General features: G+C 61.0%; 11 protein-coding genes. 8 read left to right on the forward strand and 3 right to left on the reverse strand.

Annotation, left to right across the window (positions count from 1 at the left end):
- The 6 genes from tssM to RQ479_RS12960 are packed head-to-tail and all read left to right on the forward strand — an operon-like array spanning nt 1 to nt 8,177.
- A complete protein-coding gene (gene tssM, locus RQ479_RS12935) occupies nt 1-3,537 on the forward strand; it encodes a type VI secretion system membrane subunit TssM (RefSeq protein ID WP_376705363.1) in 3,537 nt (1,178 codons plus the stop codon).
- On the forward strand, nt 3,519-4,061 hold the full coding sequence (gene tagF / locus RQ479_RS12940; protein WP_376705364.1) for a type VI secretion system-associated protein TagF: 543 nt from the start codon (nt 3,519-3,521) through the stop codon (nt 4,059-4,061). Before tssM ends, tagF begins: the two co-directional genes overlap by 19 nt.
- The gene (locus RQ479_RS12945; protein WP_376705365.1) at nt 4,061-5,170 is read left to right on the forward strand and encodes a DUF2169 domain-containing protein; all 1,110 of its coding nucleotides are present in this window, start codon (nt 4,061-4,063) and stop codon (nt 5,168-5,170) included. The genes tagF and RQ479_RS12945 overlap by 1 nt, the downstream gene beginning before the upstream one ends.
- Nucleotides 5,167-6,192, forward strand: a complete 1,026-nt coding sequence (locus RQ479_RS12950; protein ID WP_376705366.1) for a beta-ketoacyl synthase N-terminal-like domain-containing protein — start codon at nt 5,167-5,169, stop codon at nt 6,190-6,192. The genes RQ479_RS12945 and RQ479_RS12950 overlap by 4 nt, the downstream gene beginning before the upstream one ends.
- A complete protein-coding gene (locus RQ479_RS12955) occupies nt 6,189-7,262 on the forward strand; it encodes a PAAR-like domain-containing protein (protein ID WP_376705367.1) in 1,074 nt (357 codons plus the stop codon). The genes RQ479_RS12950 and RQ479_RS12955 overlap by 4 nt, the downstream gene beginning before the upstream one ends.
- Nucleotides 7,263-7,280: 18 nt before the next feature.
- The gene (locus RQ479_RS12960) at nt 7,281-8,177 is read left to right on the forward strand and encodes a hypothetical protein (RefSeq protein ID WP_376705368.1); all 897 of its coding nucleotides are present in this window, start codon (nt 7,281-7,283) and stop codon (nt 8,175-8,177) included.
- Nucleotides 8,178-8,195: 18 nt separating this feature from the next.
- On the opposite strand, the gene RQ479_RS12965 is transcribed toward RQ479_RS12960, so the two are convergent.
- From RQ479_RS12965 to RQ479_RS12975, 3 genes are read right to left on the reverse strand one after another with little or no spacing between them, the layout of a single operon-like run.
- A complete protein-coding gene (locus RQ479_RS12965) occupies nt 8,196-8,537 on the reverse strand; it encodes a hypothetical protein (RefSeq protein ID WP_376705369.1) in 342 nt (113 codons plus the stop codon).
- Nucleotides 8,537-8,962, reverse strand: a complete 426-nt coding sequence (locus RQ479_RS12970; RefSeq protein ID WP_023720327.1) for a DUF6484 domain-containing protein — start codon at nt 8,960-8,962, stop codon at nt 8,537-8,539. Before RQ479_RS12970 ends, RQ479_RS12965 begins: the two co-directional genes overlap by 1 nt.
- A gap of 10 nt (nt 8,963-8,972) precedes the next feature.
- On the reverse strand, nt 8,973-11,303 hold the full coding sequence (locus RQ479_RS12975; protein WP_376705370.1) for a type VI secretion system Vgr family protein: 2,331 nt from the start codon (nt 11,301-11,303) through the stop codon (nt 8,973-8,975).
- Between the two features lie 282 nt (nt 11,304-11,585).
- Between RQ479_RS12975 and tagH the strand changes: the two genes are divergently transcribed.
- Both tagH and tssL read left to right on the forward strand, forming a co-directional pair.
- Nucleotides 11,586-12,641 (forward strand): type VI secretion system-associated FHA domain protein TagH, encoded by a 1,056-nt coding sequence (gene tagH, locus RQ479_RS12980; RefSeq protein ID WP_376705926.1) that lies wholly within the window; start codon nt 11,586-11,588, stop codon nt 12,639-12,641.
- Nucleotides 12,642-12,929: 288 nt separating this feature from the next.
- A complete protein-coding gene (tssL, locus tag RQ479_RS12985; RefSeq protein WP_376705371.1) occupies nt 12,930-14,429 on the forward strand; it encodes a type VI secretion system protein TssL, long form in 1,500 nt (499 codons plus the stop codon).
- The last annotated feature ends 16 nt before the right edge of the window (nt 14,430-14,445 follow it).

Here is a 14,445-nt window from a genome sequence, read left to right on the forward strand (position 1 = left end):
ATGTTCATCCTGCGCTTCCTCTGGGCGGTCCTGACATCGCGCTGGTTGTGGACACTGATTGGCATCACGCTGCTTTCCTTTGTGATCTGGGTATTCGGGCCGATCGTCAGGGTCGGACCCTACGACCCGTTCGCCTCCGACAATGTGCGCATCGTCATCATCGCGCTGCTGGTCATCTTCTGGCTGATCTGGCTGATCGCTGCCCAGCGTCGGGCGATCCGTGCCAACCGGATGTTCGTCGCCGAAATCGCCGCGCCGGCCGTAGAGAAGCCACTCAGCCCCGGCGAAGAGAATGTCGCTGCGGTCGGAGCCAAGTTCGGCGAGGTCATGGCCGAGTTGAAGCGCCGCAAACTGGGCGGTCGCAAGTTCCTGCGCGAGATGCCCTGGTACGTGATCGTCGGGCCGCCGGCCACCGGCAAGACCACAGCCTTGCGGCAGTCGGGGTTGAACTTTCCGATCGACCTGACCGACGACCTGCAAGGGGTCGGCGGCACGCGCAATTGCGACTGGTTCTTTTCGGAGAGCGCCGTTCTGATCGACACTGCGGGTCGCTATGTCCAACAGGAGAGCCAACCCGACGTCGACGCGGTGGAGTGGCTGGGCTTCCTCGACCTTTTGAAGAAGCACCGGGGCCGTCGTGCGCTCAACGGTGTGATCGTCGCGCTTTCGATCGACGTGCTTTCGGAAGGCGACGACGCCATCAAGGCGCATGGCCGCAAGATCCGCCGTCGGCTGGCCGAGCTCAACGATCGCCTCGAAATCCGCCTTCCCGTCTATCTGATGCTGACCAAAGCCGACCTGATCAAGGGGTTCGAGGCTTTCTTCGGTGGTTTGTCGACGGCTGCGCGCGAGCAGGTCTGGGGGACCACGTTCGCACTCGATGCGCATGTCGATGCAAAGACTATCGAGCGGGAAATCGCGACGTTAGCAACCGAGCTCGAGCGGCGGCTGGTGCCCCGGCTGGAGGACGAAGACAAGCTTGCTGCCCGCGCCGAAATCTTCAGGTTTCCCGCCCAACTCGCCAGCCTGTCCGAGCCGATCCAGGTTCTGATCGAGGCGATGTTCGGCGAAAGCCGGTATGAGGAGGCCGCCTGGCTGCGTGGCCTTTATCTGACGTCGGCGACCCAGGAAGGCGCGCCCATCGATAGACTGACCGCGGCGCTATCTGCCTCCTTCGGCCTTCCGCCGCGCCGGGCGTTGGCCGCGCCGCGTGTCGAAAAACGGAGCTTCTTCCTAAAGAACCTGCTTACTGAAGTCATCTTCAAGGAAGCCGGCCTCGGCACCTTCGATCCGCTGGCGCAACGCCGCCGCGCCTGGATCTGGCGTGGCGCGGCCGCCGCATGTGCCGCAGCCGCCCTGCTGGTCAGCGGGCTGTTCACCTGGTCCTATTACGACAACCGCAACGCGATCACGGCCCAGGCAAGCCAGTTCGAGGCGCTGCAAACGCCACTGACCTCGGCCGCGGCAAACCCGGCATCGGTAGAACAGCCTGCGATCGATGGCGCCCTCAGTGCGATGGATGAGGTCGCAAATGCCCGCACCCCGCCGCCTGGCGCAGCACAGGATTTGCTGGGGCCATCAGCCTCGGCGGAACTGGTGCGGGCACAGGCCGACACTTACGACCATGCTTTGCGCAACGTTCTCGAGCCGCACATGGTGGCGCTGCTCGAGGCGACGATGTGGCGGCAGATTCGCGATCCGGACTTCATGCTGGGGGCGCTGAAGACCTATCGCATGATGACCGGCCTTTCTCAGATGGATCCGGACTTCGCCCAGGACTGGTGGGTGAACAGGCTGCCTGAATTCGCCGCGGCTGCCCCCTTCCCGACAGCCGACGCCGAAGAGCACCAGCTTGCCGCGATCCGTCGCATGGCGGTTGACGCCAGTTATATCGCCCCGGACCAGGCATTGGTTGCAGAGGCACTGAAAACCGTCTGTACGATTTCCTTGCCGGCGCGTGCCTATAAGCAATTGCTGGCGGACCCGGCGGTGGCTGCGCTCAAGGAATGGATTCCTGCTAACTTCGCAGGTCCCAACGGCGCCAAGGTCTTTGCGCGGCGTTCCGACAAGACGCTTCGGGTCGGCATTTCGGGAGCGTTCACCTATGCCGGCTTCCATGACGCCATTCTCGACCGGGTCGAGGATGTCGCCGCCCAGGCAGCACTCGACCGGGCGGTGTTCGCCGGCGGTTGCTCGGAGAATTCCGAAACCTCGGTGTCGGCCCTGTCAGAGGATATTCTGAAGCTTTATTACGACGACTACATCGCGCAATGGGACAGCTTCCTGCGCGATATGAGGCTGGCGCCATTGACCGACCTCAACGTCGCCAGTGAGAACCTCAAGGATCTTTCGAGTGCTGATTCCGCGCTGAAGCGCCTGGTCACCGCGGTGGTCCAGGAGACCGAGCTTACGCGATCCGATGAAGCGCCGGCAAACGACAAGGCAGCGGCGGCAGGTGGCTCGAAACTGCTTGGCAAGCTGGGCAAGCTTGGCAAGATCGTAAAAACCGGAGCAAAGCTTTTGCCGCGTGCGGGCTCTGCCGACGAGGTGGATCTTACCGGCAGTCTGGTGGCCGAGCATTTCAAGCCGCTAAAGGGCGCCATCGCCGAGGTCGACGGTCAGCCGCCGGCGCTCGACGCCGCCATTGTCGCGCTGACCGCACTGTCCAATGTGCTGCAGACGGTGACGGCCAATCCCGATCCTCAGGACGCCATCAAGAAGCAGGGCGGCCTCGCCGAACTGACTGGAGCGGTTGCCAGGCAGGCGCAGATCCTGCCCGACCCGATCGACGACTGGTTGGGCGGCATTGCCGGCGATACCAGCGGGCTGACGCAGAAGGCGGTCACCTCGGAGCTCAACGCCATCTGGCGAGCCGACATCCTGCCGTTCTGCCAGGCAGCACTCAACAACCGCTATCCTTTCAGCCCTGAGAGCGCCGTAGACGTCAATGTCCGCGACTTCGCCCGCCTGTTCGGACCGGCAGGGTTGATCGACACCTTCATAAACGACCACCTGATCAGCTATGTCGACACGTCGGCGCAGCCGTGGAAATGGCGCGCCGATTTCGGCCTCGATCCTTCGGCACTGGCCGCGTTCGAGCAGGCAAGGCGGATCCGCGATGACCTGTTTCCCGGCGGTACAGGCCCGCTGATGAGCTTCACGCTCGAACCAAAGGATCTGTCGCCCAATGTCGCGCGCGTGACACTCAACCTCGATGGGCAGAACCTCGTCTACTATAACAACGCAACAAGGCCGCAGCCGATGACGTGGCCCGGCAAGGACGGCACAGGCGTTATCTCGCTTGCCTTCCAGCCGATCGATGGCTCGCCCGAAATCTTGCTCAACGAGACCGGCAGCTGGGCGTGGCTGAGAATGTTGCGCAGCGGTCGCTTCACCGGCACCTCGCTGTCGGACGTCTACAGCCTGCGCCTGGGCACCAAAGGCATGTACGCCGATTTCCAACTCAAGGCGGCAAGCGTCGAGAACCCCTACAATCTTCAGATGTTCAAGAAGTTCTCATGTCCGCCCCAGATATGATCCTGCCCGGCTTTTACGGCAAAATGCCTGCTACCGGCGATTTCGTCACGCGGCGGCTGCCGGGAGACTTTGTGCGCGTCTGGGACCGTTGGCTGGCACAGCATCTTGTCCCGCTCATCGGCTCGGAATCCTGGGCGCGCGCCACGGCGCTGCGGTTCCTGACCGGTCCGGATTTTCTCGGCGGATCGGCAGGCGTCATCGTGCAGAGCGCCGACAGAGTTGGCAGGCAGTTCCCGTTGAGCGTCGTCGTGCAGCTTTCCGAGGCTCCCGTCGAGCTTGCCTATGCCGATGCATGGTTTGCTGAGATCGAAAACTTGGCCATCGCGGCCCAAGGCGGCGAGCTGACGCCGGACGAATTGGAGGGCGCGTTGGCTGCGCTACCGGTGCCGCAGGTTGAGCCGGGCGAAGAGCTCATCAGCGATATGGTGATGTGGACAGCGCGTTCGGACATATTCGACATTGATCCGCATTCACCTCAAACGACGCTGGAACAAATCTTCGCGGCAAGCTGGGAGGCCAGCTGATGCAGATCTGGAATCAGATGGGCTACCCGCACCAGTTCACGGCAGCAACCGATGTTGCAGGGCACGATTGGCTCGTCGTCGTGGTGAAGGGGACCTTCGATTTTCCAGAGACACCTGGCGGAGACGTGCGCAAATCGGCGGAACAAGTTCCTCTGGTTTTCGCCGACACCCAAACTGGCAAACCGGGTTATTCCGCCACACTCTGGGAAACCGATTTTGCGTTCCGCAAGCCTCGCTGCGACGTGATTGCCAACGGCTGTGCCTACGCGCCTGGCGGCCGGCCGGCCGAGCGTGTGCCTGTCGGCATCAAGATCGGCAACTGGTCGAAACTCTTCGAGGTGCTGGGCAATCGCGAATGGCGCGCGATTGGTCCGGTCTTCACCGCGACCTCACCGCAGCCGTTCCTGAAACTGCCGATCAGCTATGACAATGCCTGGGGCGGCGTCGACAAGCTCGACCCCGATGACGAATTGCCGGGGGTCTATTCCACCAACCCGGTCGGCACCGGCTGGTCACGCACAAAGAACCAGCGCTTCATTCCGGGTTTGCGGCTACCCAACACACAAAAAGTCGGCGAGGAAATCCGTTCGCCTTTCGGCGACTACACGCCCATGAGCTTTGGACCGATGGGGCGCGGCTGGCCCGGGCGCATCGAGTATGGCGGCACATACGACGACAACTGGACCAAGAACATCTTTCCGTTCCTGCCGCCGGACTTCGACGAGCGCTACTTCCAGATGGCGCCACCAGACCAGCAAATAGACCGCCCGCGCGGCGGCGAAGAGGTGCAACTGGTGAACCTGACGCCGGAGGGGCGCATGAGTTTCCGCTTGCCGAACACGGCACTGCCCATGGCGCTGTTCAAGGACGGAGCTAAGGTGGTCGACACGCTGGTTCTGGCCGACACAATCCTGTTTGATCCGGAGCGCCGGAAGTTCTCGCTGGTCTGGCGTCTGTCCCAGCGGCTGCAGCGCACGATCCTTGATTTTTCCGAATGCTGGATAGGGTTGCCTACGCCCGGCATGTTGTTGGCTCGAGCGACCGGCAAACGCTATATCCGCAAGTTCGATACTCCGTTGCACGAAGACGACGGCGTGGAGGCGGCATGAGTGCCAGCCTCGATATCGTTTCAATAGGCATGGTGACGGCCGTTGGCCTCGACGGGCCGTCAAGTTGTGCCGCGATGCGGGCGCGGTTGAATGGTTTTCAGGAGACGCATTTTCACCAGTCGCCAGAGGCTCGTTTGACCGGCGCGCCGGTGCCGCTTCCGCGCAACTGGATTGGCGAGAAACGTATGGCTCATCTTGCTGCCGGTGCGATCTCCGAGGCCTTCGAGGCAGTGCCACAGGCACGTGGCCAAACCGCGCTCATTCTTTGCCTGCCGGAAGAAGACCGGCCCGGCCGACCGGTGCGCGACAATTCGGCCTTGTTGCGGCGCATCGGCGACATCATCCAACTCGCCCCCCACGACCACTCCCGTATCGTGGCGCATGGACGTCCGTCTGGACACGCCGCCTTCGACCATGCCCGGCGGCTGCTGGCTTCCGGTGAGGTGTCCTATGTGATGATCGCCGGCGTGGACAGCTACCTGACCGCGCCGACGATCTCCCACTATCTCATGGAAGGCCGCCTGCTGACGGCCGACAATTCCGACGGTTTTATCCCAGGAGAGGCAGCCGCGGCCGTGTTGTGCACACGCTCGAACGGCGGGGCCTTTCAGCTTTTCGGACTTGGCCTCGCGCTCGAAGCGGCATCGATCTACAACAAGGAGGATCTGCCCATGCGCGCGTACGGCATGACATCAGCCTATGACGCAGCCTTTCGGGAAACGGGCATCGAGATGAGCCGGCTCGGCTATCGCATCTCCGATCTCGTCGGCGAGCAATACTGGTTCAAGCAGGCCGTGCTCGTGACGCTACGCCTACTGCGTGGCCGGCACGAATTTCAGGATCTTTGGTCACCAGCTGAATCTCTTGGCAACATTGGAGCTGCAGTTGTGCCGTTGATGGTTGGTATGGCTTGGACCGCCGCTCGAAAAGGCTACGCTGCCGGCAATCCAGTCCTCATTGAAGCTTCTTCGGACGCTGGAGCTTGCGGCGCCGCCCTATTCGGCTCGAGGAACGCCGCATGACTGTCTTCGCCAACGGGCTGGAGATTGCCTGCAAAGCACAGGCAAACCAGGTCATAGCGGCGTTCCCCTATGTCTGTTTCACGCCGCCACAGACACCAGCAACACCACCGGGCGTGCCGGTGCCCTACCCGACCTTCGGCTCCGATAGCGACACCGATAGCGGCACCAGCACCGTCAAGATCGGCGGCAAGACGGTTACCCAGAAGAACAAGTCCTACTACACCAAATGCACCGGCAACGAAGCGGGTTGCGCGCCGAAGAAGAACGTCATTACGTCTGTGAACACGGGCAAGGAGTACGCCCACGCCTGGTCCGGCAACGTGTTCATGGATGGCGAGCCGATCAGCCGTTTCTCCGACATTTCGTCGAACGACCACGCGTCGCCCATTGCCGGCGGCCCTCCCTTGCCCAAGGTCGGCATCCTCGACGAATCCGATCCCAGATGCGCGTTCCTCGGCATCAAGCCATACAACAAGCTGAAATGCGATCCGGGCGAGCAGAAGGAACACACGGTCGAGGTTCAGTTCTTTACAGCGGGCGGCGTGCGCGACCTCGTGCTGAAATGCTGCGAGAAATACGACGACAGGGAGGCACCATGCATCTGCATGAAGGCGAAATGGGTCGCTGGCGAAGGCGCAACAGCGCGTTCGGCAGGCGTCGAGGGACGTTCCGTTCTCGGCAGGACGACCAACACGCCCCACTACTACAAATCGGCTGAGGCAAGAAACTGGATCGCCAACAACCCGGAGGGAAAGCTGGGCGACTTCGTGAACACTTGCGTTGCCGCAACCGTCGACAACCTGGACATCCCGCCAGCGCAGGTCGCACTCGCGACAGAATGTCTTGAAGTCGCAAATATGAACTATTTGAAGAAGAGCATGAACAAGAGTGAGCAAGACGTAAAGGACACGCAGGTGTGCCACACGACTTGCACGCGCGCCTACGCGGAAGAAGAGCGAGTGGCTGGAGCAAAGAAAAAGCTCAAGAAACTAACCGTATCTGCACGACAGGTTGAGAAGGCGATGAAGCAACGCCCGACGGTCGGGTGCAAGCGACGCGCCGGCACTTGAAGGGGTTCAAAGATGAGAATGGACCGTGAACTGCTGGACATTTTTGCACAGGATAGCGACACGGCATACCAATGCATACAGGTCGCGCCGATGCGCGACGGCCGCGCCGCAATCCTCTTCCTGGTCAGTGATCCCGATTTTGTGAATACCGTGTCGGTCGTCTTCGTTGTCGATGATTTTAACCCGGCTACCGCCAAGCGAATACTTCTGTCGGATGCGTGGCTGATGTCTCTTTCCGCGACGCCGTCGGACGAACTCCTTGCTCTCGAGGCAACCACCCGGGTTTGGCGTTTTGCAGGCGCGAACTGGTCGAGCGAAAAGATCTCGGAGATCAGCCTCCGGCGCATCTGGGCGAAGGACCCGGATGGGCCCATTGCCGTCGGAAGCAAAGGGGTGGCTCTCAGGTTCCAAGGGGCTGCGTGGCGTCCCATACCACCCATTGTCCCGACACAATATTTCGACGTTCACGGCTCACCTCAGCACGGCCTGTTCGCCTGCGGCAACCAGGGCAGCCTTCACCGGTTGGCGGATTCGGGCTGGCTAGCGGTGGAACTTCATCGCCACGACCAGTTCCGCGGCATCGACGTCGCTCCCGATGGCACGATCCGGCTTGCCGGAGACGGCGGCGCCTGCCTCCGAGTGGCCAACGAGGAAGCGACGGAGCTTCAGGCGCCCGAACATGCCTTTTTTGCCGTGCGTAGTTTCAAGGGCCGCGCCTATTGGGGCGACGAGGTGGGGGTAAGCGTGGAAGCGGGGGACGAGCTACAGCCCTTCGAGGATACCGGCATCGGCTCGGATCTGCGCAGCGATGGCGACTATCTCTATGTCGCCGGCATCGACGCTGCCTGGCGCTTTGACGGCAAAACGTGGAAGAAGCTGACGCTTGTCTATGACAATGGATTCCGACTGGAGTGACGGCCTGAACGTGTTCGTCTACTTCTGGCCGCCTTTGCTCGACAGATACGCCCTCACCTTGGGCAGGTCGAGTTCCGCGATCCTCGATGGTGCGCCCTTGATTAGCATGCGCAAAACAAACAACTCGCCCGCTTCGGGATACTCGGCATAGAGCGTTTCAGCGATCTCCTGCCCGACCTCTCCTGCGATGCGCAGACCGTCTAGATGCGAGTCAAGCCGTTCCACAAGACGCGCGAGCCGCTCCTCGTCCATGTCAGGATTCTCGTCCGGATACAGCAGATGATGGTCGTAGACCGTCCATAGAAACGCTGCCATTTCGGCATGCTGGCGAACGATCTCGCGCAAGACGATCTTGGGCATCAGTTCAGATTCACTGACCCGCCACGGACCCTGTTCGTGGCGCTGGCATGGCTCGTCACATAGGTGCCGCGGATGGTGATGTGGCCATCCTTTTCCATGATAATCGTCGCCTTGCCACAGCGAAGCTCGATCCGCTCGTCGCCGACTATGGTCACCAGCTCACCATCGCGAATGACCTGCGGCGTCGGAGATTTGCGGGCAGGTTCGACGATTCGACCCACGATCAAGGGCCGCGCCGGGTCACCCTCCTGGAAGAGCAATGCGACTTCCGCCCCGATCATCGCCGAGGTGAGTTCAGTCAGGCTGCGTGCGGGAACTGCCGCGTCACCTGGATTGCCGGGAAACACGACCAATGGCGAATCAGAATTGAAGCCGAGAAACAGGCCGATCACCACACCTTCTATGCGTTCTTGAACCTCGGTCATGCCGGAATCCCTAGTTCTGATTTATCTTGCTGCCCTTCATGGTGATGTCGCTAGACGCCTTCACGTTGATCTTGCCGGACCCCTTTATCATGATGTCCTTGCCTTCTATGGTGATGGTGCCGTCCTTCTTCATCGTAATGGACGACGAACCGCATTTCAGGGCGATAGCGTCGCCTGCTTCGATCAGAAATGTCTTGGCGACGGTGATTTTGCCGTCCTCGCCGATCTGTACCATGCTGGCCTTGGCTATCTCCAACTGGAAGGCGCCACCGACCTTGGTGCCGTCGTCCTTGGCAATTTCCGTGCGCCTCCCCGCGCCAATCTGGCTGTTCTGATCTTTGGCGATACTGAACTTCTGGGTGCCGCCGATCGTCACGTCCTGATTTGACGCGATGTTCCAGCTGTCGTCGGCACCTATCTGATGGCTCTGAGCGGCACCTACGGTGACAGAGCGTTTTGACCCGATCGTGTTGGTCTGCGCGGACCCTACCGTGCGAGTCTCGGTCGCGCCGACGCTGTCCACGCGCGCTGCCCCCACGGTGATCGCCTGGGCTATGGCCACGGTCTGCGCGTGATTGGCGCCGATGGTCTCGGTCGAGTTTGAGCCGATGCTGATGGTCTCGTTGGACCCTACTTTCAACGAGCGGTTTGACCCCACCGTTTCCGTATCGTTGGAGCCGATATTCGTCGTCTGGTCGACGCCCACCTTCACCGTCTTGTTGTTGCCGACGTCCTCGTCGAGGTTGTGGCCGACGGAGTGCTTGGCGTCATGGTCGATGCGGTCGGACTGGTCGTGCTGCACTAATTTGCTGCGGTCGTTCTTGATCAGAAGGTTATGATCCTTCTGTGCCTGGAAGTTGACCAGTTCGGAGCCGGCCTTGTCCTCGAACATCAGCTCGTTGTAACCGCCGCCGCCTTTCGATGAGTCGGATTTCCAGCCGGATTGCGTGGCGTTGCCGGGCAGTCCGTAGGGCGGCATCTGGGAGGCGTTGTAGACGCGGCCGGTGATGATCGGCAGATCTGGGTCGCCTTCGATGAAGTCGACGATGACCTCCTGGCCGATGCGCGGTATCTGGATGAAACCCCAGCCGCTGCCAGCCCAGGTCTGCGACACGCGTACGAAGCAGGAGCTGTTCTGATCCTTCTTGCCCAGACGGTCCCAGTGGAACTGGACCTTCACGCGGGCATATTTGTCGGTGAATATCTCCTCGCCGGAAGGTCCGACCACGGTCGCCGTCTGCGGCCCGCGCATGATCGGCCGTGTCGTGACCCGCGGCGGGCGATAGGGCAAGGCCGTGGGTGCCACGCCAAGGACCACCTTGAAGTTCTCGCTGTCGACGTCGGCATGGGGTCTGTAGCCAGGGTCGAATAGCCTGTATTCGGCGCTCACCACCAGATACTCCCGGTTCTGGTCCTCGCGCGGAAAGCCGTCCAGCTTGAACGTGCAGCCTGAATACAGGCCCCGCACGGTTCCAACCGCGGCGATGCGCTGGTGCACCGCCTGGATTTCCTCGCGCCGGATCGCCGCTAGGCTGTCGCCGCGGCCCACTTCCAAATGCGCGCCGGGCTGCCGGTAATTCTCCCCTGTGGCCAACTTGTGACTGAACGGCTGGGCCGATTTGGCCATCAGGTCGGCGCCCGGTTTCTTGAAATCATAATCGGTATGGACATAGGCGCCCGGCCGCACCGAACTGCCCGGGATCCATTCGGTGATGTATTCGACATCGCGCCGGGAACCCTGCCCCTCGAAGTGGTAAGGCACTTTTTCATAGCCCGGCGCCGGCTTCAGCTTGCTCATCGCGTCGGCGAGCACAAGCGTGTGCTTGCCCTCGCCATGCTCGAAGAAATACAGGATGCCCTCGTGCTCGAGCAGCCGCTGCACGAAATCGAGATCCGTCTCGTCGTACTGGACGCAGTACTCGCGCGGCGGATAGGACCCTTGCAGGCGCTTCTCGAATTTTGCCGTGCTGTATTTCGAGAAAACCTCTTCGACGATTTCGATGACGCTCATGTTCTGGAAAATGCGGCAGTCGGTCGTATTGCCGAGAAACCAGAGCCATGGCCGGACGACTGCTTCGTAATAGGCCAGCCGGTCCTCGATCCGGGTGAGGCGAAAGTCCGACACGATGCCGCTGAACCAGCGCTGGGGGTCGGCTTCACCTTCGATGGAGACGGGGCCACCCAGCATCTTCAGCGGATCGATATCAGGGCTGGGGCTTACGAACCCGACCGTATAGGCCAGACAACGACTGATCTCATCTCGCCCGACGAGATGTGTGAAGGTCAACAGCTCAGCGCCAACTGGCGTTTGCACCACTGTGGCGCGTTGTTCACTCGGCATGGGTCGTGCCCCCTCCTGGGCCGGCAGCCAGCGCGGCGGATTTGAGGATCCTGTTCAGGAACTCGAAATCACTTCAGACCTCGATGGTTGCCAGTCCATGTCGAGCGTACCACATGTTTGTTGTGCTGGCCAAAGCGGACCATGAAAAGCTGGCCTAGTCTGCAGAGTCGGGAGTTCGCTCCTTGCGTTGCGCCACGTAACGCGAAATTTGGGATTAGCCACTCTAAAAACATGGAGTATCGTGTCGGGAAGGCCGCCAGCGATCACACAGGCGATTTTCGCATGTTAATCAGTCTGCAGATCAGCAATGTCGATGCCCTGCCCGCTGGCGTGTCGCCCGGCTACCGATCGCGTAATCGCAGCTTCAAAATCGGGCGCGAACATTGCGACTGGATCTTGCCCGACCCTGACAAGTTCATCTCCGGCCGGCATTGCCAGATCCGATACGAGGCAGGCGCGTTTTGGCTGCACGACATTTCGCGCAATGGCACCTTCATCAATGGATCGAGCCAACGCATCACCGGTCCGCGCCGGCTAGACCACGGCGACAGGCTCCTGGTCGGCCGCTACGTCATCTTTGTATCGATTGACGACGAGCACGCAACGCCAAGTCATGCGGAGGCCGACCGAGGTTCGACGCAACGGCACATGCCGGTCGCGGCCGATCGGTTGCTTGATTCCGGAGGCGAGCCTTTTTTCAGTTCGGCAGAGCGATGGCCCGGGCAAGCACCGCCATCGACATCGTCTCTGCCTGCGGCCGTCCCTTCGACGACAGACGAAGTGCTGCGGGAAATTGCAATCGCCGCAGGCATTTCGCCGGAATTGTTTCAATTGCGTGATCCGCATGAACTCGCTGCCGAAATCGGCGCAGTGCTGCGCACGGTGGTCGAGCAACTGGCCATGCTGCTGAAGGCACGTGCGGCTGCAAAGACATTGGCCAAGAGCCCACACCGAACGATGATAAGCTCCGCTGAAAACAATCCCCTCAAATTTGTCCCGGGCACCGACGACATACTCGAAATCATGTTCGCGCGGCGCAGGGCCGGCTATCTCGATGCCAGGCACAGCGTCGAAGACGCATTCCGCGATCTCAAGGCGCACGAATTTGCCACCTATGCCGCCATGCAAGCTGCGCTCTCTCGACTGCTTGACGACCTGTCGCCGGAAGCAATCGGCAAAAAGCTCCCGCCGACGTCGTTTACCTCGAAGAAGGCCCAAGCATGGGACGCGTTTGTCGGGACGTGGCGGAGCATGGAGGAAGCACACGAAAACGGCATGCTGGATATATTCTTGGCCTATTTCAGCGAAGCGTATTCCAAAGCTGACAAGCAAAAATAGACGGGACAAACAACTGCGGCGCTGTAGCTGACGAAGAAAAACGCATCGGCGCACCGCATCATGTTCCAATCGACAACATCTGCGATTACGATCACATACGACAGTTCGCCAAGCGGGTAAGCCTGATTGACCTGGGGGTCTGCGGCAGATGTCAAATTGCGGCGCCATAGTTTCTTGTAGCTCCGGACCGCCTTGCCGGAAGGACCATTGCCTGCCCTATCCGGCCAGGAAGGATCTGGCGCCTCTCGCACGCGAGCGCGGACACTGCATGGCAGCGGCATATCGGCGATGAGCTCGAAGGATGATCCTTTCGGCCCGGTCGGCAAGACCGTCATCCGCCCACGGCGCGGGCAGAATGCGAAACCAGCCGCAAACGATCCGATTGCGAAAACCGTCGGGCCCTCGCATGTCAAGGAATCGACAGTTTTCGATCCTGACATAGGTCGGCATATGCCGCCGGACTGGACATCAGGAACCATTCTTTATGAGGGAGCATCATCCGGTGCAGCGGCCGGAGCCGAGGCAGCCGGGTCAAGGCCGACCATTGCGCAGGAGGTGCTGCTCGGCGCCGCAGACACGGTAAAATATTCGACAGCAAATCCGATCCTCGCTGCGTCAGCACCATTGCTCGTCCTGTTCGGGCATCTCAGGCTCATGCCGGTCGAAAGACACGCGGCGCCATTGGCCGAACATATCGCCGATGCGATCGAGAGGTTCGACTGGACGCTGGAGAAGACAGACGTTCCCGAAGAGGATGCGCGGATCGCGAAGTATGCTCTTTGCGAAACCGCCGACGATCTTGTGGGCAACCTGCCCTGGGCCGGCAAGGACACCTGGGCACAGCACTCTATGCTGTCGCGGTTCTTTCACATCGAAGCCACTGGCGCCGGCTTTTACGAAGCATTGAACAAGGTGCTGGCCAATCCGGAGCCACACTTAGACCTGGTCGAGCTGATGCATGTCTGCCTGTCCCTGGGATTTGAGGGCCAGTATCGGGGGCTGGCGCGCGACGATACCAGTCTCGAACGTGTGCGGCGCGACGTCTACGAGACGCTTCGCTACTTCAGGGCCCGCGCTGGAGAGGACATCTCCCCCCGCTGGCAAGGCATGGCCGCGACGATGATGCCGCCTTCGACCCGCCTGCCGCTCTGGGGTATTGCTGCAGCGGCGTCAGCCCTGCTGACGGCCGCGTTCTTTACGTTGCGGGCTTTCATGACCGATGAAGGCGATGCTGCCGCCAGGCAATTGCTGGCGCTCAATCCCTCTACGCCTGTGACGATCGAGCGGGCCAGTGTGGCACCGCTTGCCGAACCGGCGACAGCTGCCTCGCCTGTCGCAACCGAGCAGATCGACCGCATCCGCTCGGCACTGGCCACGCAAGTCGAGCGCGGCGGGCTCACCGTCGTCACGAAGGGCGACTTCATCGTTGTTGAGATTAGCAATCTCGTGTTGTTTCAGCCCGGCAAGACCGAAGTGAAACCCGAGTTTCTCCCACTGGCCGCACAGATTGCCGCAGCCCTTGAGCACGAGCCAGGGCCAATCAGGATCGTTGGCCACACGGACAATGTGAAGCCACGGAAATCAAGCACGTTCAAATCCAACTTTGACCTTTCGGTCGCCCGCGCGAAAGCTGTTGAAACAATGATCGCCGCGAAACTTAGCGATCCCTCGCGAATAACCGCCGATGGCAAGGGCGAAGATGAGCCAATTGCCGACAATGCGACGTCCGAGGGCCGCGCCAAGAACCGCCGTGTCGACGTGATGATCCCCAAGGAGGAAACGCTGTGAACACCGCCGGTCGGAA

This window comes from Mesorhizobium sp. ISC25 (assembly GCF_042295465.1).
GTDB lineage: Bacteria > Pseudomonadota > Alphaproteobacteria > Rhizobiales > Rhizobiaceae > Mesorhizobium.

Bases quoted from the DNA above. Each gene is read 5' to 3' on its own strand.
- tssM (WP_376705363.1), top strand. From the start codon at position 1: ATGTTCATCCTGCGCTTCCTCTGGGCGGTCCTGACATCGCGCTGGTTG.
- tagF (WP_376705364.1), top strand. From the start codon at position 3,519: ATGTCCGCCCCAGATATGATCCTGCCCGGCTTTTACGGCAAAATGCCT.
- RQ479_RS12945 (WP_376705365.1), top strand. From the start codon at position 4,061: ATGCAGATCTGGAATCAGATGGGCTACCCGCACCAGTTCACGGCAGCA.
- RQ479_RS12950 (WP_376705366.1), top strand. From the start codon at position 5,167: ATGAGTGCCAGCCTCGATATCGTTTCAATAGGCATGGTGACGGCCGTT.
- RQ479_RS12955 (WP_376705367.1), top strand. From the start codon at position 6,189: ATGACTGTCTTCGCCAACGGGCTGGAGATTGCCTGCAAAGCACAGGCA.
- RQ479_RS12960 (WP_376705368.1), top strand. From the start codon at position 7,281: ATGGACCGTGAACTGCTGGACATTTTTGCACAGGATAGCGACACGGCA.
- RQ479_RS12965 (WP_376705369.1), bottom strand. From the start codon at position 8,537: ATGCCCAAGATCGTCTTGCGCGAGATCGTTCGCCAGCATGCCGAAATG.
- RQ479_RS12970 (WP_023720327.1), bottom strand. From the start codon at position 8,962: ATGACCGAGGTTCAAGAACGCATAGAAGGTGTGGTGATCGGCCTGTTT.
- RQ479_RS12975 (WP_376705370.1), bottom strand. From the start codon at position 11,303: ATGCCGAGTGAACAACGCGCCACAGTGGTGCAAACGCCAGTTGGCGCT.
- tagH (WP_376705926.1), top strand. From the start codon at position 11,586: ATGTTAATCAGTCTGCAGATCAGCAATGTCGATGCCCTGCCCGCTGGC.
- tssL (WP_376705371.1), top strand. From the start codon at position 12,930: ATGAGCTCGAAGGATGATCCTTTCGGCCCGGTCGGCAAGACCGTCATC.